This window comes from Laceyella tengchongensis (genome assembly GCF_900182735.1).
Classification (GTDB): domain Bacteria; phylum Bacillota; class Bacilli; order Thermoactinomycetales; family Thermoactinomycetaceae; genus Laceyella; species Laceyella tengchongensis.
Genome location: NZ_FXTU01000001.1, coordinates 695,581 through 715,907 on the forward strand (window position 1 = coordinate 695,581; position 20,327 = coordinate 715,907).

At 49.4% G+C, this 20,327-nt stretch carries 20 protein-coding genes and 1 tRNA gene; 18 read left to right on the top strand and 3 right to left on the bottom strand.

The annotated features are described in order from the left end of the window. Positions 1-36 precede the first annotated feature (36 nt). On the top strand, positions 37-1,083 hold the full coding sequence (fni, locus tag QQZ12_RS03375; RefSeq protein WP_284723978.1) for a type 2 isopentenyl-diphosphate Delta-isomerase: 1,047 nt from the start codon (positions 37-39) through the stop codon (positions 1,081-1,083). Between the two features lie 70 nt (positions 1,084-1,153). Here fni and QQZ12_RS03380 read toward each other — a convergent pair whose 3' ends face one another. Together QQZ12_RS03380 and speE are read right to left on the bottom strand one after the other, a co-directional pair. Further along, a complete protein-coding gene (locus tag QQZ12_RS03380; RefSeq protein WP_102991999.1) occupies positions 1,154-2,308 on the bottom strand; it encodes a C39 family peptidase in 1,155 nt (384 codons plus the stop codon). Positions 2,309-2,503: 195 nt separating this feature from the next. Next, positions 2,504-3,352: a polyamine aminopropyltransferase gene (speE, locus tag QQZ12_RS03385; RefSeq protein WP_102992000.1), complete on the bottom strand. Its 849-nt coding sequence runs from the start codon at positions 3,350-3,352 to the stop codon at positions 2,504-2,506. A 114-nt stretch (positions 3,353-3,466) separates the two neighbouring features. On the opposite strand from speE, the gene QQZ12_RS03390 reads away from it, so the two are divergent. The 9 genes from QQZ12_RS03390 to QQZ12_RS03430 all read left to right on the top strand — a co-directional run bounded on the left by QQZ12_RS03390 (position 3,467) and on the right by QQZ12_RS03430 (position 10,310). After that, a complete protein-coding gene (locus QQZ12_RS03390; protein ID WP_284723979.1) occupies positions 3,467-3,862 on the top strand; it encodes a gamma-glutamylcyclotransferase family protein in 396 nt (131 codons plus the stop codon). 272 nt (positions 3,863-4,134) lie between these two features. Then, positions 4,135-4,584 (top strand): MarR family winged helix-turn-helix transcriptional regulator, encoded by a 450-nt coding sequence (locus QQZ12_RS03395; protein WP_102992002.1) that lies wholly within the window; start codon positions 4,135-4,137, stop codon positions 4,582-4,584. A gap of 170 nt (positions 4,585-4,754) precedes the next feature. Beyond that, positions 4,755-5,597 carry a glutamate racemase gene (gene racE, locus QQZ12_RS03400; RefSeq protein WP_102992003.1) on the top strand — a complete coding sequence of 281 codons (843 nt, stop codon included), beginning with the start codon at positions 4,755-4,757 and terminating at the stop codon, positions 5,595-5,597. Between the two features lie 112 nt (positions 5,598-5,709). Next, complete coding sequence (locus QQZ12_RS03405) at positions 5,710-6,744, top strand: GerMN domain-containing protein (protein ID WP_102992004.1); 1,035 nt, start codon at positions 5,710-5,712, stop codon at positions 6,742-6,744. A 128-nt stretch (positions 6,745-6,872) separates the two neighbouring features. Continuing rightward, on the top strand, positions 6,873-7,628 hold the full coding sequence (gene rph, locus QQZ12_RS03410; RefSeq protein WP_154987305.1) for a ribonuclease PH: 756 nt from the start codon (positions 6,873-6,875) through the stop codon (positions 7,626-7,628). Positions 7,629-7,837: 209 nt separating this feature from the next. Beyond that, complete coding sequence (locus tag QQZ12_RS03415; RefSeq protein ID WP_223248057.1) at positions 7,838-8,476, top strand: XTP/dITP diphosphatase; 639 nt, start codon at positions 7,838-7,840, stop codon at positions 8,474-8,476. 5 nt (positions 8,477-8,481) lie between these two features. Continuing rightward, positions 8,482-8,985, top strand: a complete 504-nt coding sequence (locus QQZ12_RS03420) for a metallophosphoesterase family protein (RefSeq protein WP_102992007.1) — start codon at positions 8,482-8,484, stop codon at positions 8,983-8,985. Between the two features lie 152 nt (positions 8,986-9,137). Then, positions 9,138-9,214: transfer RNA gene (locus QQZ12_RS03425), tRNA-Arg, on the top strand. Between the two features lie 631 nt (positions 9,215-9,845). Next, entirely contained in the window at positions 9,846-10,310 is a 465-nt protein-coding gene (locus QQZ12_RS03430) for a hypothetical protein (RefSeq protein WP_284723980.1), read from the top strand. Between the two features lie 181 nt (positions 10,311-10,491). On the opposite strand, the gene QQZ12_RS03435 is transcribed toward QQZ12_RS03430, so the two are convergent. Continuing rightward, on the bottom strand, positions 10,492-11,832 hold the full coding sequence (locus tag QQZ12_RS03435; RefSeq protein WP_102992009.1) for a helix-turn-helix domain-containing protein: 1,341 nt from the start codon (positions 11,830-11,832) through the stop codon (positions 10,492-10,494). 290 nt (positions 11,833-12,122) lie between these two features. Here QQZ12_RS03435 and QQZ12_RS03440 point away from each other — a divergent pair, with 290 nt between their 5' ends. The 8 genes from QQZ12_RS03440 to lonB all read left to right on the top strand — a co-directional run bounded on the left by QQZ12_RS03440 (position 12,123) and on the right by lonB (position 20,292). Next, entirely contained in the window at positions 12,123-12,413 is a 291-nt protein-coding gene (locus QQZ12_RS03440; RefSeq protein ID WP_102992010.1) for a hypothetical protein, read from the top strand. A 16-nt stretch (positions 12,414-12,429) separates the two neighbouring features. After that, complete coding sequence (locus QQZ12_RS03445; RefSeq protein ID WP_102992011.1) at positions 12,430-12,720, top strand: hypothetical protein; 291 nt, start codon at positions 12,430-12,432, stop codon at positions 12,718-12,720. A gap of 425 nt (positions 12,721-13,145) precedes the next feature. Continuing rightward, positions 13,146-13,685, top strand: coding sequence for a hypothetical protein (locus tag QQZ12_RS03450; RefSeq protein ID WP_284723981.1), 540 nt, complete (start codon positions 13,146-13,148; stop codon positions 13,683-13,685). A 284-nt stretch (positions 13,686-13,969) separates the two neighbouring features. Beyond that, positions 13,970-15,262, top strand: coding sequence for a trigger factor (gene tig / locus QQZ12_RS03455; protein ID WP_284723982.1), 1,293 nt, complete (start codon positions 13,970-13,972; stop codon positions 15,260-15,262). Positions 15,263-15,345: 83 nt separating this feature from the next. Next, positions 15,346-15,927 (top strand): ATP-dependent Clp endopeptidase proteolytic subunit ClpP, encoded by a 582-nt coding sequence (gene clpP / locus QQZ12_RS03460; protein WP_022736010.1) that lies wholly within the window; start codon positions 15,346-15,348, stop codon positions 15,925-15,927. 16 nt (positions 15,928-15,943) lie between these two features. Continuing rightward, positions 15,944-17,212 (top strand): ATP-dependent protease ATP-binding subunit ClpX, encoded by a 1,269-nt coding sequence (gene clpX, locus QQZ12_RS03465; RefSeq protein WP_102992014.1) that lies wholly within the window; start codon positions 15,944-15,946, stop codon positions 17,210-17,212. Between the two features lie 160 nt (positions 17,213-17,372). Beyond that, positions 17,373-18,509, top strand: a complete 1,137-nt coding sequence (locus tag QQZ12_RS03470) for a lipid II:glycine glycyltransferase FemX (protein WP_022736012.1) — start codon at positions 17,373-17,375, stop codon at positions 18,507-18,509. Between the two features lie 106 nt (positions 18,510-18,615). Further along, complete coding sequence (gene lonB, locus QQZ12_RS03475; protein ID WP_284723983.1) at positions 18,616-20,292, top strand: ATP-dependent protease LonB; 1,677 nt, start codon at positions 18,616-18,618, stop codon at positions 20,290-20,292. Positions 20,293-20,327 lie beyond the last annotated feature (35 nt).

A 20,327-nucleotide genomic window follows, 5' to 3' on the forward strand; every position in this document is an offset into this window, starting at 1 on the left:
ATTGATAACGGACAGCGTGACGAAAGGATGAAGGCGATGCTTGAGCGGCCCGATGAAACGAAACGCCGCAAAGCGGAACATATCGATATTGTGCTAAAGCGTGATGTGACGGGCAAAACGATCACCACCGGCTTTGAACAGTACCGTTTTCGGCACCAAGCCTTGCCGGAGCTCGATTTCGACGCGGTTTCTTTGGCGACATCTTTTTTGGGCAAACAGGTGAAAGCGCCCTTGCTCATTAGCTCCATGACTGGAGGCACAAAGGAGACGGGTGAAATCAACCGCCGGTTGGCGCAGGCGGCTCAAGCGCGGGGATGGGTGTTGGGGTTGGGATCGATGCGGGTCGCTTTGGAGTGCGCGGAAGCGTTGGAGACGTTTCAAGTGCGTAACTTCGCCCCGGACATTCCGATTTTGGCAAACATCGGAGCTGTGCAATTGAACAAAGGATTGCAAGTGGACGATTGCCGGCGCTTGGTTGACCTTATTGGGGCGGATGGCTTGGTGTTACATCTAAACCCCCTGCAAGAAGTGTTTCAGCCGGAAGGGGACACCCAATTCAGCGGGCTGTTGCAAAAGATAGAACACTTGTGCCGGGCGTTGGAGTTCCCGGTGGGCGTGAAAGAAGTGGGGTGGGGTATTCACGGCCCATTAGCCAAAGCGTTAGTTGAGCGGGGAATTGCGTTTATCGATGTGGCCGGTGCAGGTGGCACGTCATGGAGCCAAGTAGAAAAATATCGTTCGCATAACCCGGTCCGCTTTGCCGCGGCGGATGCTTTTCGCGAATGGGGGATTCCCACATCGCAGTGTGTCATCGATGTGCGCCGCCACGTCCCCGACGTTCCGGTCATTGCTAGCGGAGGGCTTCATCATGGCGTGGACGCGGCCAAAGCCATTGCGTTGGGGGCCGATTTGGCCGGATTTGGCCGAACCTTGTTGAAATCGGCCGCAGATATGGATTTGGATGCGCTCATGCAACGATTGGAGCAGATTGAATTGGAAATGCGCATTTGCATGTTCGCCTCAGGCATCCGCGCTGTCACGGAATTGAAACACACGGAAAAATTGGAGAAAGCCAATGGTTGAATCCGTGGTGGGACGAGAGGGCGGTTTTGCGGTGCTAATAGGATGCCGCTCCGAGACGAGCGGCATGAGGTTATGGTGTTTTCCATCCGTGGGGGTGGATGAGATAGGCGGTTCCATTGGAATGCTTTAGGAAAGCGCTTTCGAATTCCTTTCGTCCATAGGTGAAGCGCACTTGGTCATCTGCGGGGCCGGCAGGATCGTTGACGAGCACATTGCCATCACGGTCGAAGCCACGGATGACCAAGAGATGGCCATTGGAATGGGAGATTGGGGCGCCTGGTAACTCACCTGGCCCAAAAGCGATGCTGGCAATCACGGGGACACCCGCTCTAATCCAAGGTTCCACCTCGCTTAAGCTTCTGAAGCGGACCACTTTGGCATCTAAGCCCTGGGATGCGGCATATGCCGTATTGTACGGCCAGTTGCCCGCTCCGTCATATACATAATCCCACACCTTGCTGACGACATGGGGAACTGGCTGGTCCCATTCCGCATGACCGGTCACCCTTGCCCAATAGGCCATGACCATGGATGTGGAAGTGGGGGAGCACCACACTTCGCCGCCATCTGGGAAGACCATCTGTGAGCGTGTCGGCACATCCAGGGCTTTGTTCACCCCGCGGCTGGGGAAGGTGCCGGGTTCGTCTTGCCCATTGGAGAGGGCCACCCCATAAGCGCGTAAGCTTGGCGTCTTTGCAGGGTCTGTTGTAAACAGTTTGATCCGCGTCTGATAAGCTGTGGCCGAGCTTTTTAAAATTAGTGTGTCCGTGGCGACGCGGCCGTGTTCATCCCCTTGTCCCGAAACGGAATGGCGCTTGAAAGGCTGATCGTGTTCAAGCCAGACGCCCATGGAATACCACTTTGTCCAGTGACCGTTCACCTTGGCGCGAAGTTCGGCCTCAATCCAAGTGTTGACCGGGGTGTTGGCTTGCCAAGAGACAATGGCTTCATTGAAACGGTGATGGGAGATTGGGGAAAGCCATTGACCGTAGTAATAAGTGCCTTGATTGTATCGCCCGGTTGAATCGGTTCCCTGCCGAAGCCGGTTTGCGTCCAATTGCAATTGACCGCCTTTGGTGCGGGTGCCGCTGAAAGAGCCGAAGATGAAGCGGGTCGTCTCCACATACTTTTTGTTGCTCGAAGCGGCGCGGGCGTTGGCTGAATGGGGGACAAAAAGTAAACTGAGCACCATCGTCGCAACAACACAAACGATCCACGTGCGCATGAAAAAAACCCCTTCCTTCAGCGAGATGTGTGGTGATGCGATATTATTGTATAATAAATTAATTGTTAATTGAATCTATTATGAAAATATCGTTTATTTTTGATTATCTCTTTTTCTTGGGAAGGGTTTTGCCGGAAAGAAGGTTTGATCCCTGGAGGCGCGGTGAGTAGGACGAGTTCCTCCAGGGATCGACGGTTACTTTGTGCGTAAGAACTCCGGCAATTCGAAACAAGTGCGCAAGATCGCGTCGTTTACATACTTGGTCTTTTTGTTGAACGGTTCTTCCGGCAATGCCTGATGTTTTTTTGAACCAAGCGTGAAACTCCAAAATCCGCCGGGATAGGTTGGCACAGTTGCCGTGTAAATTTTGTGGATGGGAAACAATTGTTTGATGTGTTTCACGGTTTGTTCCATGATTTCGCGGTGGAAGAGTGGAGATTGGCTTTGGCAGACCATCAATCCGTCTTCTTTCAATGCATCATGGATGTTCCGATAAAAATCATATTCAAACAATTGTTTGGCTGGCCCGATGGGATCGGAAGAGTCTACGATGATCACATCGTAATGGTTTTTCATTTCTTTCACATGCTCCATGCCGTCGGCATAAATGAAATGAACCCGCGGATCAGCCAAATTACCGGAGACGGCGGGAAGATGCTCTTTGCATACTTTGACCACCATTTCATCGATTTCCACCATATCGATGTGTTTGACCCCGTCGTACTTGGCTGCTTCCCGGGCTGCACCGCAGTCGCCGCCGCCGATGATGAGGACGCGCTCGGGATTGGGATGGATCGACAATGGAATGTGTGTGATCATTTCGTTATAGATGTGTCCGTCCAAAGAAGTGGTTTGCACGACCCCATCCAACACCAGCATACGGCCAAAATCATAGGAATCCAAAATCATGACATGTTGGAATTCTGATTGGGCAGAGAAGATCACGTCTTTGATGCGGTAACTGATCTTCATGTTTTCCCGCTCATCTTCCACGAGCCACAGATCTTGATTGATGCGCTGCAAGAATTTTGGCATATCATTCATGTGGATACAACCTCCTTTGGTCTGATGCAAGGTTACAAAAAGACATTTTAGCAGATGTGATGCCTTTTTTGCAGGGGAGATTGGGAAAGCACTGTCAAAAGGAGTGAAGAGAGAGTGACATTGCTGTTTGTGTACGGCACTTTGCGGCGCGGGATGCGAAATGCTTCTCTTTTGCGCAAGGCGCGCTTGATCGCGGAGAAAGCTTGGATAAGCGGCGCGCTGTATGACACCGGCTACGGATATCCGGGATTAGTCGCAGGTAGCAAGCGCGTATGGGGAGAGGTGTACCAAGTCACCAATCAAGAGTTGAGATGGATTGATCAGTTGGAGGATTATCACGGAACCGGCCATCCCGATAATCTGTATGAGCGGATCACTGTGACAGTGAGGTCGCCGGATAGGCAATACACCGCATACACTTACGTCTATGTTGATGATACTGGGCTGAAAGAGAGGGGGACGGTGATCCCAGAAGGGGATTGGATCGACTATGTGAGAAGCCGACGTTAGGCTACTGGGAGGATCGCTTCTCTTTTGCGCATTGACCGGCATCCCGGTGCGAAAAACCGTTCGCATTTGTCACGCGCCCATTTTTTTAATATACTTTTTGTCAATGGAACCTATTACTTAGTGTCATTGTTGAACGGCCGCCAATGGATGAGTGGATGTCAGCGATGAAAGCGAAAGAGCCGATGGACCGAGGGGCAGATTCAAAACCTGCCTCCACTCACAACTTAAATTTATGTCAACACCCTTGACGTGGGGCTTTAAAGGAGTGCTTTATGAATAAACATCAACCCTTGTCACCAGAAACGGTAAATGAGATTGAGCGGCTCTTGCGCGAGATCAGCGTAATTGTGAAGCGAAAAGGCAGAGACATTTTAAATCATTTTCCGATTACCCCGCCGCAATTTAACGCGTTGTTGTGGCTGTATGAAGACGGCGACATGACCATCGGCGAATTGAGCCAGAAGATGTTTTTGGCTTGCAGCACAATGACCGATTTGATTGATCGCATGGAGAAAAACGGGGTGGTCGAGCGCGTGAGGGATGAACGGGATCGGCGCGTCGTGCGGATCCATCTGTTGGAAAAAGGTAGAGAAATTATCGATGAAGTGATGAAAACGCGACGCCAGTATCTTTCCGAGATTTTGTCCCATCTGTCCGACGAAGAGGCGCTGCATATGAAAAAGCATCTGTCTGTATTGCATGAAGAGATGAAAAAGTCTTGAATCCATTCCCTCTTGTGCCAAAGAGGGAGATTTTTTTTGGATGCGATGCCCGTTTTCCCACGCACATTCGGCGAAGGTGGGGCGTTCATTGAAAAAGGCTTTTGACATAACCGATATACTGTTTATTGCAACAATGAACAGTATAGCGACGATTGGGGATGAATGTGAACATGACAGTTTCAGCTACAGAGCGTGCCATTGGCATTCTGGATTCGGGAGTTGGGGGCTTGACGGTCGCCAGAGAGGTGATGAGACAACTGCCTCGCGAGACAATCTATTATGTAGGGGATACCGCGCGTTGCCCATATGGACCGCGCAGTACAGAAGAAGTACGACGTTATACCTTGGAAATCGTCGAGTTTTTGATGAGCCAGCCGCTAAAAGCGATCCTCATCGCTTGTAACACGGCAACGGCCGCAGCCCTGCAAGCGGTGAGGGAACGAGTGTCCGTCCCCGTGCTGGGAGTGATTGACCCAGGGGCGCGTGCTGCGATCAAAGCGACCCAAAACCATGTGGTGGGAGTGATCGGAACGCAAGGAACGATTGAAAGCGGGGCGTATGAGCAAGCCCTCCGCCGCATCCATCCCCACTTGACAGTGCACAGCTTGGCCTGTCCGGCTTTTGTCCCGCTGGTGGAGAGTGGATATCGGCATACGGAGCTGGCTGACCGGATTGTGCATGACACCTTGCAACCGCTGAAAAAAACAGAGTTGGACACGTTAATTTTGGGTTGCACCCATTATCCGTTGTTGGCTGACGCAGTGCAGAAGGCGATGGGATCGGATGTTAATATCATCAGCTCGGCAGAAGAAACTGCGGTTGAACTCAGCACCATTTTGCAACATCAGGGGTTGTTGACCATGATGAAAGCGCCGCGCCATCGTTTCTTCACCACCGGAGAAGCTGAACCGTTTGCCCAGATCGCCGAAGATTGGTTTGGCTACCCGATTGAGGTGGAGCAGATCGCGTTGAGTGAGTCAGATGCGGCTGGCCTGAAAACGCAAACCTGGTGATTTTTCAGCTCGACGCCTGCTACCCGCACAAATATTTACGAAAAGAGAGTGCTAAAATCCCTCCAAGGCCGTATACATGTTACTACCATGACTTGTCCTGGAGGGATATGAAATGCCAAATTCACTGATAAAAAGGTCGTTCGCATGGCTGATTCTGCCGTTGATGCTCACCGGCTGTACTTGGGGGGGCAAACCCGCCTCCCAAGCGATCGATCCTCCGCCGACCAACGCCAAGCTGGATGCTGAACCGGTCGTCGTCAAGCGGGCTGAGGTGAAAAAAGGGCGGGGGACCGAGCTTTATTTCTTGACGGATGCTGGCTATGTCGTGCCCTATACAGTGGAGGTGCCGGCTGGCAAGGAAGTGGCTAAAGCGGCGATACGCCTGATGGTGAAGGGCGAAGCTGGTGAACAAATGCTACCTGCGGGGTTTGAGCCGATATTGCCGAAAAACACCAAGATCAAGGCCTTAAACATTGAAGATGGCACGGCGACAGTCGATTTTTCGAAAGAATTTCTCAATTATCCCGCCGACCTGGAAGAAAAGGTATTGAGTGCGGTCACTTGGACGTTGACCGGTTTCCCAAAAGTGAAAGAAGTCAACATCTGGGTGGAGGGAAAACCGCTGGCTGAAATGCCGAAGAAGAAAACGCCCGCTCTCCATCTGACCCGTAACCGCGGCATCAACCTGGAAAGGGCTGAAGGGATCGACATCTCGAACAGCATGCCTGTGACACTTTATTTCTTGGGGCAAACACCAGACAATCAGGTGTATTATGTCCCCGTCACGCGGATGGTTAAACGGACGGAAAATGTGGCCCAGGCAACCCTTTCCGAATTGATCAAGGGTCCAAGACAACAATCCTCCCTCTCCAGCGCCATTGATCAAACATTGCAAGTGAATAAGGTGAGTGTCAACAAGAACATGGTTGTCGCTGATGTGGGTGAACAGTTGTTGCAATACAGCGCGGATCATCGCGCCTCCAAAGACGCCGTCGGTTCGTTGGTTCTGTCCCTGACGGAGAACACAGGATTAAAGCAAGTGAAGTTGACTGTCAATGGCAAGCAAAATGTGAGCGTCTCCGGGATCGCAGGGGATTTGACCAAGCCAGTCATGCGGCCGGAAAAAATCAATCCGCAATCGTTGTAGAAAAAACATAGGAACCAGAGGGATTTACACAGGAATGATCACAACGTCATTCCTTTTTTGTTTTCACATTCGGAAATTGAACACCGGGTATGCTATACTTAAGGGACTTCACACAGGAGGGGACATCATTGAGAGTAGATGGACGTGCACTTGATGAGCTAAGAAAAGTAGAGATGGAGCGTCACTACATCAAACACGCGGAAGGCTCTGTCTACATATCTGTTGGGGATACGCGCGTACTGTGCACTGCTACAGTTGAAGATCGCGTGCCCCCGTTTTTGCGCAACTCCGGCAAGGGTTGGATCACCGCTGAATATTCTATGTTGCCCCGCGCGACCCAAACCCGGACGATCCGTGAGGCCAGTAAAGGAAAACTGGGTGGCCGCACCATGGAAATCCAACGCTTGATCGGCCGGGCATTGCGCTCCGTAGTCGATTTGAACGCGTTGGGTGAACGGACGCTGTGGATCGATTGCGATGTCATTCAAGCGGATGGCGGAACCAGAACAGCCTCGATCACAGGCGCGTTCATGGCCATGGTTGATGCATTGGTTCCCCTTGTTAAAAACGGCACACTCCCTGTGTTACCGATCAAGGATTTCTTGGCGGCCACCAGTGTGGGAATCATCGATGGGCAGCCATGCCTTGATCTTTGTTATGAAGAAGATTCCAGCGCGATTGTCGACATGAACATTGTTATGACTGGTGAGGGCAAATATGTGGAAGTGCAAGGAACGGGAGAGGAAGCCCCATTTTCGCCCGAGGAGTTGAATCAACTTTTGGCATTGGCGAAAAAAGGGACAGATGAATTGATTGCGTTGCAAAGCGAGCTGTTGGGAGAAGACGCGCAGTTGATCGGGGCTCAGAAAACAAGCAAATCCTAGCGGTTTGATTGTTTCTCAAGAGGTTTGCAAACCGCGGTGGGGCCAATTGGCATAGGTAAGAGAAGGAAAGTTAGACACATTGCGATTGGTTCCACCATGGTGGTGCGGCGAAATGCCGCTTCCGGCCATGAATTCGGCAAGGATGAGTCCATGAACACGGGGCATGGGCTTTTTCTTGATAAAAAATAATGAAGAAAGGGTGGCGCCGAGTGAAAAAGCGTTGGCCGTTTCCCTATATCATCATAGCAACCAAAAACAAAGGCAAGTTGAAACAATTTGCCGACCTTTTTCAAGAGCAACTCCATCTCAGGGTAAAAGGATTAGATGAGTTTCCGCAATTACCGGAAATCGTGGAAGATCGGGACACTTTTGAGGGAAACGCCCTCAAAAAAGCGGAAACCATTGCCGCTGCCCTGCAGGCGCCTGTCATTTCCGATGATTCTGGGTTGGTTGTCCCCGCTTTGCATGGTGCGCCTGGTATTTACTCTGCCCGATATGCTGGTGAAGGTGCGACAGATGAAGCCAACAACGAGAAATTGCTGGCGGAGATGAGCGAGGTACCTGATGAGCAACGGCAGGGCAAGTATGTTTGCGCCATGGCGCTGGCTGTTCCGGGAGAGGAGAGCCAAGTGGTACGCGGGGAGTGTCACGGCGTCATCACCCGTCAACCTCGCGGGCAGGAGGGGTTTGGCTATGATCCGCTGTTTTATGTTCCGGAAGAAGGGAAGACGATGGCTGAGCTGCCTAAGGAACGCAAATACCAGATCAGCCACCGCGCCGAAGCGACGGGGAAATTGATCCAGCTATTGAAGGCTCAATATGATTTTGACGGAGGGAAAGAGGAGTGAGCTCGATGAGAGTGCTAATCTTAAGCGATTCTCACGGCGAAGCGAAGCTGTTAAGCGAAATCGTCAAGCGGGTCAAAGCCGATCATGTGATTCACTGCGGGGATTTCTGCACGGATGAAGCGGAGTTGCCCAAAGTGCCGCTCACAGTGGTGCGTGGGAATTGCGATTGGGCGCAGGTTCCCCAAGAACAAATCTGGGAAGGCGAAGGGGTGCGTTTTTTCATCACCCACGGCCATAAATATCAAGTGAAAACGACGCCATTGCCCATGCGCTACCGGACGGAAGAAGTGGGAGCGCAGATTGGCTGTTTTGGTCATTCCCATTTTCCATTTTGCGAAAAAGTGGGAGATGTGTTGCTGATCAATCCGGGAAGCATTTCTTACCCTCGAGGGTTTCCGCATGCCACCTACGCCGTGTTGGAGAAAACCGACAAAAAGCTGGCAGTGACCTATTTTAAAACGAACGGGACGTTGATTACCGCACGCGGCTATGAGGAATCTTGGGCATAAACGAAGCAGAGCCGGGCTTTGTATGAACCATGGCCTGGCTTTGCGCATAAATTGGAATGGAAAAAAATTTAGCAGAAAAAAGTCTTGACGAAGAGCTCCTAGATGAGTTAATATAATTTTGTCGCTGATGCGATATCATTGATGTTTAATATGTCCCAGTAGCTCAGCTGGATAGAGCAGCGGCCTTCTAAGCCGTCGGTCGGGAGTTCGAATCTTCCCTGGGACGCCAAATCATTTTACCAAATACACTTACCTTAGCCGTGTGATGCACGTTGCGAAGGTAAGTGTATTTTTTATGTCGAGAAAAGATGGCGAAAGTCAGATGGAATGAGGTCATGAATAGGTAGTGATGATCGTAAGCATATGGACGGGCTCATTTCACAAGAGAATATGAATAATTCAACTGTGTACGAAATCAGGCGAAAATCTGATATAAGGCATCCGAAATCGCTTATAATGATAATATGCAGAAATTTAAAAACAATATCCGCGCTACCAGATTTACCTAACCTCAATAGAGAGGGGGTAAACGGTATGGCTAAAACGTGCCCACGTTGCGGTATAGGCGAATTGAACAAAAAGAAAGGCTACATTTACTGTGATACCTGTATCTATGAAGAATATGACGGAGAAGATGATGAAGATGATGCTTAGTTACCCCGCTATAGCGGGGGTTCTTTTTTCTCACAGGAATAGGAAGGTTAATTGAGGAATAGATAATTGCAGTATACAAGGGAAAGGAAGCGGAATATTGAGAACAGTAAAAGCATTTCTTAAAGGGTACAAGCCAGCATTTTTAGAAATCCCAGGTACTGAGTTTACGACAAAAAAATTAGATTTACTGTTGGTCAATTATCCTTATGTCGATGAAACAGTACGATGTACTGAACGGAAACCGGTTCTATCTATTTTTTCAAGATGAAGTAATCCTTGAACAATTCCAAGAAAAAATCAACAGCATTTCATTTACAAAAGAAGAAATAGATCGCGTGTTAGGTACGATTCTAGGTTTTCCTCCTAAAGCAATTAACTTTTATGTCCAGATGTGGAAAGAAAAAATCAGAGGAAATCTAAAAGGTTTTGAACAAATGCAGAACAGGAAAATAGGCATCATTTACTGTGGGTGTTGTTTTGTGTCTGATGTAACCGATTTTCAAGAAAATGTACTTTGGTTGTTGGAAAAGTACCCGTATGAAGAAGCGAAGCTTGACGGCATGTTCATTCGTATAGGCGATGAACGGATACAGGTTCCAATCGGCGACATACGTCAAATCAGGGACTTTCACGAATACATAATGCATCATGTCGGTGTTGTGCCAGCGTAAATCAATATCAAACAATTGATAAGCTGCCTAAAGTGGCGGTTTTTTTTGTCTGTAAATAAACATAAGCCATTTTCCGGTCAACCGAGTGGGAAAATGGCTTCACGGTCACAGAAATTTGTTTTATTGGCGATCCGGCTCGTCATCGTTGTCTTCTCTTGGCAGGCGCACTAAGGTGGAAATGTCATACCTCATAAATTTCCTCCTCACTTTGTAAATTCAATTTTTGCTGAAGATTGAGAAGTTTTTTGATCGTAACTTTCCATTCGGTTTCTGCCTTCATACTATCAAAGCACTTGGCCATCTGCAATAATGCGGTGTACTGACGCTTTGGCAGGTTTGCCTGAAGCGCGGCTTGCTCAGCCTCCTGGTAGCAGGGAATCGCTTCCGCAAATTTGTGTTGCGCCGCGTAGATGTTGCCGGCGACAATCAATGCTTTGGACAATTGGTTTCGGGTGGCACGCCGGGCGATCTGAAGCGCGCGGTCGATGTGCTGTTCCGCTTTGGGCCAATTTTTTTCATGGGAATAAATGATGGATAGATAGATCAAGGCGTCTATATGGCTACGGGGGTGATTGCGCTCGTAATCATAATTGAGCACCATTTGGAAGCAGTTTTCAGCTTTGTCGCATTGTTTTTGAAGCAGATAAACACTGCCCAAAATGTTCATGATATCAAGATAGCGGTTTTGGATTTTATTGCAGATGCCGATGTTGATACCTTCTTTGCAGATCTCGATGGCTTCACTGTATTTTTCCATTCTGCGCAACAGGATGGCCCGATATTTGTATATGTTGAGCAAAGTATATAAACTGCTTCTGATGTGAAATCGCTTGGCCCACAACTCATCGACGATTTGTTTGGCTGCCTCGAAACGGGTCATGTTCAGGAGATAGAGCGCTTTGTTACATAGCATGGGGTGTTTCACATCCCGCCCGCCGTTGCGCTCCGAATAGGCGTCCAGCCCCTTTTCTACGTAATGGAGGGCTTTGCTCATGTTGTTTTGAACATAATGGCAGATGCTTAGTTCGTTGTAACAGATGGAGACGATGTTGTCTCTGGAGCACAATTTGTATTGGTTGTTTAAGCGGATTGCCAGTTTGTAATACTTCTCGGCTTTGGTGTATGCCTTTTTCGCGTGGAAACACCGCCCTTCCAAGTATGTGTAAAAAGGGGCGAGGGGGTGGTAGCGTTCGATAGCAATGCTTTTGAGCAATTGCTCGGCATGTTCTACCAGTTTGTTGTTGTCCAGCATGGCTTCGATCAACTGGAGCTGAAATGAGAGTTCTTCCATACGTTCCAGCTCTTTTTTGACCAAATTTTTCAGTGTCGCTTCATTAAGTCCCAGTTTGGTGAGGTATTTGGTTACGGTTTTCACATCCACATTCCCCACGCCGCGCTCGATGTTGGAAATGGTGCCGTACGACATGGTGGCGTCGGCGATGTCCTCTTGACGATAGCCGCTTTCTTTTCTTACTTTGCGCATGACGTAACGAACAACATGCGGGTCAAGTCCATATACCATGCGTTTTCCCTCGCTTTGTTGGTAATAGGTCGGCGCGCCGCTGTGAAAGGAGGCCGAGAGCGAGCGAGAGAGTATCCATTTAACGGAATTGGCTTAAATCAATGCGAGGGTGGTGCGAAGAAGGCGACCTTTCGTGCGGGTGCCATTAAAAAAAAGAAATGATTTAAAGGGATGATATTAAATTAAATTTGTATTGTAGGAATATATTAAATTATATTACAATTTATATAGATAAACCATTCATTTATAAAAAGAATGGTTAGAGCTGAAATCGAGGGAGGTGAAGGGGGATGCTATCGATTACGGTGAAAGGGAATGCACATAAAGTAAATCATTTCCTTTATGAGTTAAGCCAACTGATGGAATTAAAACTGATTCCAGAGGAAGTGGAAGTGACAGATGCGGAGGAGAGAGAGGTAACCTGCGATGTGCAGCATCAGCCGGCAAGCAAATTGAGTGTTGTCCGTTTGCAAGATTGCTCCGGTTGTGAGATTGCGATTCCAATGCTCGATCTGGTGTGCGCGGAGTTGGAGGATGGCAAGTATGTGTTGACCGGCCGCTGTTATGATCTATTCTCTTAACAATGGGTGTGAGGGAATGCTTTGCGAAACGATGAGATTGTACTTGTCCCGTATATATTGCCAGGACTGCGACCGTTTTGTCACGCGGCATCATTGCCAGACGGTCATGCCGAGAATGGGGCAAGTTCATCAGTGTCCCCACTGTCACGATCAAAAGAAACGCGTGATCCGCTATTGGCGTACCCAGATGATCGATGATGTGGAAGAGATGGGACGGATGTTGAGCTGCACGCCATTTAACCATGCTGAGGTGCAGCAAATTGAGGTGGGGACCATAACGGTGAGTCGCTATGAACGCAGGGAATAAAAAAAGAGCCAACGAAACGGCTCTGGAACTATGCGATGTTAAATTGCCCTTATTATAACATGATTTGGATGGAAATGGATTGCGCGTGGGCGAAGACGGCATCCAAAACGGTCTTTGGAGGATGGAGTGGAATCAGATAGATCGATGAAGACGGTGACGGTCAGCCTTGGTTTGTGCAGAGTGTCACATGAAAGGGGAGCAAGCGGAGCGAAGCACGTGGAATCATTTTCACGCTTGCAGGACGAATGTGAGCAGACGCCTTCGTTTTCGGTGAAACGGAGGCGTTTCTACGTTCCTGTATCGTGTGTCCGCATGACGATTGGATTGACTCCTAGTCAAGATGATAATGCAGATCATTCTGATTACTGATATGATAGGGATAACCAACCAACGTCGCATGTTGACCGGGAAGGAGGACTGGACGGATGATCCGGCATTTGAATAAAATGCACTTGCAAGAGAAATGCGCTGTGGATATCACGGACTGGACCCGACGGATCGAGCAGGTGATTGAAAAGCTGGAGTGGTCGTTAAAGTACATCGAGGCGAACAAACAGAAGGCAATGAAGGCGTTGCAGGGTGCGGTGGAATTAGAGCATACGCTACAAAATTCGGGGATTGAGGTACCGAGTTTCCACTTGGGCACGGTCATCAAAGAAATTATCGGCAATTTTCTGGCGATTACCGATGTGGATGACGCATATCGGGAGTTGATCGGGCTGAAAGATGAAGTGGCCAAGCACATCGAGCGGAAACGATACAAGGAAATCATCCCAGAAGAGGAATTGGCCGCGCTAGAATCGCTTCACATGGATCTGAACAGTTATGGAAAACGGCTGAAAAAGGTATGGAGCAGCGAAGAGGTGAGCGGGATCGTCTACATTGTGGATGATGTCTTGGAGTTTTTGAAAGAGATGATCACGGAGGACATCGTCCATGTCAACCTTGCGTTGAAGCGATCTTGACCGCCCGCTACCGTTTTTCCAGCGGGACTGGGTTGTGGCGTGGCATGGTATATCTTGGTTCATCCTTTACATCCCGACGCTCCTGAAGTAACATAAAGAAAGTTGGCAAGAAGGCTACATAACAACTTGTTCCTCCCCCTTTGCCCAAGGGGTTACGCCTGTTGACGTTGTTTTCTTGCAAAGCGGGCGCGCTGTGATATAATGAAAGGGTTATTGTGGCTTTATTGACTACTTTGAAATCGGACTGATGTCAATCATTCATAGATTGCAGGAGGGTACAGTTAATGAAGGCAAGTTGGGAAAAAACAGAAACAAACAAAGGCGTACTTACAGTAGAAGCCGATGCACAAAAAGTGGCAGAAGCATTGGATCAAGCATTTAAAAAAGTCGTAAAACAAGTAAACATCCCAGGATTCCGCAAAGGGAAAGTTCCACGTCCCATCTTTGAAAAGCGTTTCGGTGTAGAGGCCCTTTACCAAGACGCGTTGGATATTCTGCTGCCGGAAGCTTATGAAGCCGCGGTAAACGAAACCGGCATCGAGCCAGTGGATCGTCCAGAGATCGACATCGAGCAATTGGAAAAGGGAATGCCTCTGATCTTCAAAGCGACGGTGACGGTGAAGCCAGAAGTAACTCTGGGTGAATACAAAGGGCTGGAAGTAGAAGGCAAAGATTTCTCCGTCAAACCGGAAGATGTGGATGCCGAATTGGAGAGAATGCGCAAGCAACAAGGCCAACTGGAAGCGATTGAAGACGGCGTAGTTGAAAATGGCGACCGTGTTATCATCGACTTCGAAGGATTTGTTGATGGTAAAGCCTTTGAAGGGGGCAAAGCCGAGCAATACACCTTGGAAGTAGGTTCTGGCACATTCATCCCTGGATTTGAAGACCAATTGGTTGGCATGAAAGTCGGCGAAGAGAAAGACGTTAACGTCACTTTCCCAGAAGAGTACCATGCGGAAGAGTTGAAAGGGAAACCAGCCACCTTCAAAGTGAAATTGCATGAAATCAAGCGCCTCAACCTGCCGGAGCTGGATGATGAATTCGCGCAGGATGTGAGCGAATTTGACACATTGGCTGAGCTGAAAGCCGACATCGAGAAAAACCTGAACGAAAGAGCGGCAAAAGAGAAAGAAAACTATATCCGTAACGAATTGGTAGAACTGGCTTCGGAAAAAGCCGAAGTGGAAATTCCGGAAGTCATGATCGAAAATGAAGCCGAAAACATGTTGCACCAATTTGAACAACGCCTGATGCAACAAGGGCTTAACTTGGATCTGTATGCCCAATTCACGGGTCAGGATAAAGACGCTCTAAAAGCGCAATTCAAAGATGATGCAGGCAAACGCGTACGTGCCAACTTGGTGCTGGAAGCGATTGCTAAAGCGGAGAACATCGAAGTAACTGAAGCAGACATCGAACAGGAAATCCAAGAAATGGCTAAAGAGATGAGCCGCGAGGCGGATGAAGTTCGCCGCATCTTGGAGGCGCAAAACGCGCTGGAGTCCGTCAAAGAACAACTTCGCGTTAAGAAAACGATTGATCTACTTGTATCCCAAAGTAAAAATAAGGCATAATGGTGATAGGGAGTCAGGGAACGGGGCACGTGAAACTACGTGCCTTGTTTTAAAATTTGAAACTCCGAAATGAGGTGTTTCCTATGCCTTTAGTGCCAATGGTCGTGGAGCAGTCCAACAGGGGCGAACGTGCGTACGACATATACTCCCGGCTATTGAAAGACCGGATCATCTTTCTGAGCGGTCCGATTGATGATAACGTCGCAAATCTCGTTGTAGCCCAATTGTTGTTTCTCAGCGCAGAAGACCCGGAAAAAGACATTCATTTGTACATAAATTCTCCCGGCGGCTCCGTGACGGCTGGATTGGCTATCTACGATACCATAAACCATATCCAGCCCGATGTATCCACCATTTGTGTGGGACTGGCGGCTAGCATGGGTGCTTTCCTGCTAGCGGCTGGAACCAAAGGGAAACGTTATGCCCTGCCAAACAGTGAAGTGATGATCCATCAACCACTGGGTGGCGCCAGAGGGCAAGCTTCCGACATAAAGATCCACGCGGATTGGATTTTGCGCACCAAAGACCAACTTAACAAAATTCTGGCTGAACGCACTGGGCAGCCATTGGATAAGATTGCGCGCGACACAGATCGTGACTTCTTTATGAGTGCCGAAGAAGCGAAAGAATACGGCCTCGTGGATCAGGTGATGGCACGGACTTAGGAAAGGGGTGAGAGACATGTTCAAATTCAACGAAGAAAAAGGGCAGCTCAAATGTTCCTTCTGCGGCAAATCGCAAGATCAAGTGCGCAAATTGGTCGCAGGTCCGGGTGTTTACATCTGTGACGAGTGCATTGAGCTGTGCAACGAAATAGTTGAAGAAGAACTGGGGAACGAAGAGGATATCGACTTGGCGAACTTGCCCAAACCGCAAGAGATTTGCCAAATCCTTGATCAATACGTCATCGGCCAGGAACATGCGAAAAAATCGCTGTCCGTCGCGGTGTACAACCACTACAAACGCATCAACTCACATACGGCCAAGTCGGATGAGGTGGAATTGCAAAAATCCAACATCATGATGCTGGGTCCCACGGGGAGCGGGAAAACCTTGCTGGCCCAAACGCTGGCTCGCATCTTGAATGTTCCTTTCGCCATTGCCGACGCAACCTCACTCACGGAAGCGGGATATGTTGGGGAAGATGTGGAAAACATTTTGCTCAAACTGATACAGGCTGCCGATTACGATATTGAAAAGGCCGAGCGCGGCATCATTTATATCGATGAAATCGACAAAGTGGCCCGCAAATCGGAGAACCCATCTATCACCCGTGATGTTTCAGGAGAAGGGGTGCAACAAGCACTGCTGAAGATTTTGGAAGGAACTGTTGCGAGCGTGCCTCCGCAAGGCGGGCGTAAACACCCGCATCAAGAGTTCATCCAAATCGACACCAGCAATATCCTGTTCATCTGCGGTGGCGCTTTCGATGGATTGGAGACCATCATTAAGCGCCGGATCGGCAAAAAAGTGATCGGTTTTGGCATGGATACGCAAACGGTCACCATGAAGCCAGGCGAGTTCTTGCGGATGGTTCTGCCGGAAGACCTGTTGAAATTCGGATTGATTCCCGAATTCGTCGGTCGCCTGCCGGTCATCTCCACCTTGGAACCGCTGGATGAAACCGCATTGGTGCGCATTTTGACAGAGCCCAAAAACGCTCTTGTCAAGCAGTACCAAAAACTGCTCGAAATGGACAATGTTGAGTTGGAGTTCGAGATGGAGGCCTTGGAGGCGATTGCTCAAGAGGCCATCAAACGCAAAACGGGTGCGCGCGGCTTGAGAGCGATCATTGAGTCGATCATGCTTGATGTCATGTTTGAGTTGCCGTCCCGGGATGATGTCATCAAGTGCGTGGTTACCAAAGAAACGGTGATCCATGGTGTGTCCCCCAAATTGATGACAAAAGAAGGGCACGTTCTCAACAACAAACAAGAAGAAACCGCTTAGCCATAAAAGCGCGAAATTTGGCATCTGCTTTTCCAAGGCAGATGCTTTTTTCATTTAGTCGTGATATGTTAAAATGTAGGAGTTTCCATTCGACAATGGAGCGGTTCTACTGCTTGTAGGGTAGGGCTGCTTTTTCGATAAAGAAAGAGGTGAAAGGGATATGTTGAAAATTGTTGCAATTGATCGTGAACGCTATATCAATTTTGTCAAAACCCAACCTTATCGCAATTTTTTGCAATACCCTTCATGGGCTGATCTCAAGCGGGAGTGGCAATGGAATAGTGATTTCTTAGGCTGGGTAAACAAAGATGGCAAGATGGTTGGCGGCGCGGTTGTGCTGTACCGCAAAGTGCCAGGCATGAATAAATTTTTGGCATACATACCCCGCGGTCCGATTATCGACTGGTTTTCCGACCGCAACATGAAAGAATGGTTCGCTCCCTTATTCAATCATTTGAAACAACGGCAAGTATTCAGCGTCAAAATGGACCCTCCGCTGGTGCGCCGGAAATGGTCTTGCGATACGATCAACCAATCCATCCAAGAATTCAAATCACATGGTTTGCGTGGGAGACGGTTGACGGATATCCGGCCGGATCAGGTGTTCAACGCGGTAGAATACGTTCAGCAGGAACTGGCTGACATGGGATGGCGGAAACATGTGGTGGAAGATAGTTTTGAAACGGTGCAACCGCAGTTCGTGTATCGGCTCAACATGAAAAACAAAACACTGGAAAAAGTGTATAAAGGGTTCCATCCTTACTGGCAAAACCGCATCCAGAATGCGGAGCGGGACGGGATTCGCGTCCAATTGGGCACGGAGCGGGATTTGCCGGAATTTCACCGGCTACTGGCTTTAGCGGCAAAACGCGAAAAATCGCAAGTTCGTGATGTGTCTTATTTTGAAAAAATGTTTGAAACGTTGATATTGGAAGACCCTTATCGCGTTCGCCTTTATTTGGCCCGCAAGGGGGACAAGCTGTTGAGCACATCGCTTGCTGTGCGCGTCGACGGCCACACCTGGGATTTATATAACGCCCGGTTGAGCGAAACAATGGAAGAGCCTTCTCCGTATCTGTTGCGTTGGAAAATGATCCAAGACGCCTATCAGCAGGGAGATCGCATCTTTGATTTCCGTGGGATCAGCACCACGTTGGACGAGCACCACCCCAATTTTGAATTGTTGCATTTCAAAATGGGTTTTGGGGGCGAAGCGTGCGAAATGGTCGGCGAATGGGATTACCCGGTGATACCGATGTTGCACTGGGCGTTTGACATGTATATGAAACGGCGTTAGGACGGCGGGGAAGGAAATAAAAACATGAGTAGCCCTTCATGTTGGCGGTCATAATACAAAACAAAGAAACGGTGAGTTCCGCGAAGCAGAAAGGAATGGGCGTCAAATGAGTTGGACTGCTTTACTCATGTTTTTACAAGTGTTCTTCTCCATCGTCATCGGGTTATACTTTTGGAACTTGCTTAAAAGCCAACAGACAAACCGTAGCGCCGTGGATCGCGAAGCCAAGAGGGAATTGGAGAAATTGCAATCCATGCGCAAGATTTCCCTTACGGAACCATTGGCGGAAAAGACCCGGCCCTCGGAATTGAGCGAAATTATCGGGCAAGAAGAAGGGATACGCGCGTTGAAGGCGGCCATGTGCGGCCCCAATCCCCAACATGTGATCATCTATGGTCCGCCAGGGGTGGGCAAAACGGCCGCGGCGCGCATTATTTTGAAAGAAGCCATTAAAAATAGCGCTTCGCCCTTCACCCGCGATGCCAAATTCGTGGAGATTGATGCGACGACGGCGCGGTTTGATGAACGGGGTATCGCAGACCCGCTGATCGGTTCTGTGCATGACCCGATCTACCAAGGGGCGGGGGCGATGGGAGTCGCCGGCGTGCCCCAGCCCAAACCCGGAGCGGTGACAAAAGCGCATGGGGGAGTTTTGTTCATCGATGAGATCGGTGAATTGCACCCGGTGCAGATGAATAAGCTCCTGAAAGTGTTGGAAGACCGCAAAGTTTTCTTCGAGAGCGCTTACTATAGCTCTGAAGATAGCAACACCCCCAGTCACATCCATGATATTTTTCAAAATGGGCTACCCGCTGATTTTCGACTGATCGGCGCCACCACTCGTACGCCTGCCGAAATCCCACCGGCCATTCGCTCCCGGTGCATGGAGATCTTTTTCCGTCCCTTGTTAGCACATGAGATCGAACAAGTGGCCGAACAAGCGTTGCAACGCATCAATTTTGACTACGAGCCGGAAGCGGTTCAAGTGATCACCCGTTATGCGACGAACGGGCGTGACGCGGTAAACATCGTCCAAACCGCTGTCGGGCTTGTCTTGTCGGAAAATCGCCGAGTGGTTGAGGCGAGAGATGTGGAATGGGTTGTCCATAGTAGTCAGCTCAATCCGCGGCCAGAGCAGAAAATGCCTGTCGCCCCGCAAGTGGGATTGGTGACGGGATTGGCGGTGTACGGCCCTCATCTGGGCACCGTGATCGAGGTCGAAGTGACAGCTACACCCGCAGAATCAGGCAAAGGGTGCATCCAGATCACGGGAGTGGTCGAAGAAGAAGAGATGGCCGGACGCGAGCGTACCATCCGTCGCAAAAGCATGGCTCGGGGTTCCGTTGAAAATGTGATCACTGTCTTGAGGCAAAGCACGGACCTGTATCCCGACGATTATCATTTGCATATCAACTTCCCAGGCGGCATGCCGCTTGATGGCCCTTCGGCCGGGGTGGCGATCGCCACGGCTATCTATTCGGCAATCAAAGGGAAACCCGTAGATCATCGCTTGGCGATGACGGGTGAATTGAGCATACACGGCTATGTGAAGCCAGTGGGGGGGATCATAGCCAAAGTAGATGCGGCCAAACAAGCAGGTGCGACCAGAGTGCTGATACCGCGTGAGAATATGCAATCCATTTTCGAGCACATGGAAGGGATTGAAGTGATTCCCGTAGAACGGATTGAAGCGGTGTTGGATCTGGCACTTGTAGAGGAGGAAAAGCAGACCGAGGACGCGACTGTGCCGTCCGTGTTTGCCCCCACCTCGGCGCCAGTGTGATGTAAGAGCGGAATTGACCTGGACAAACGTGCCAA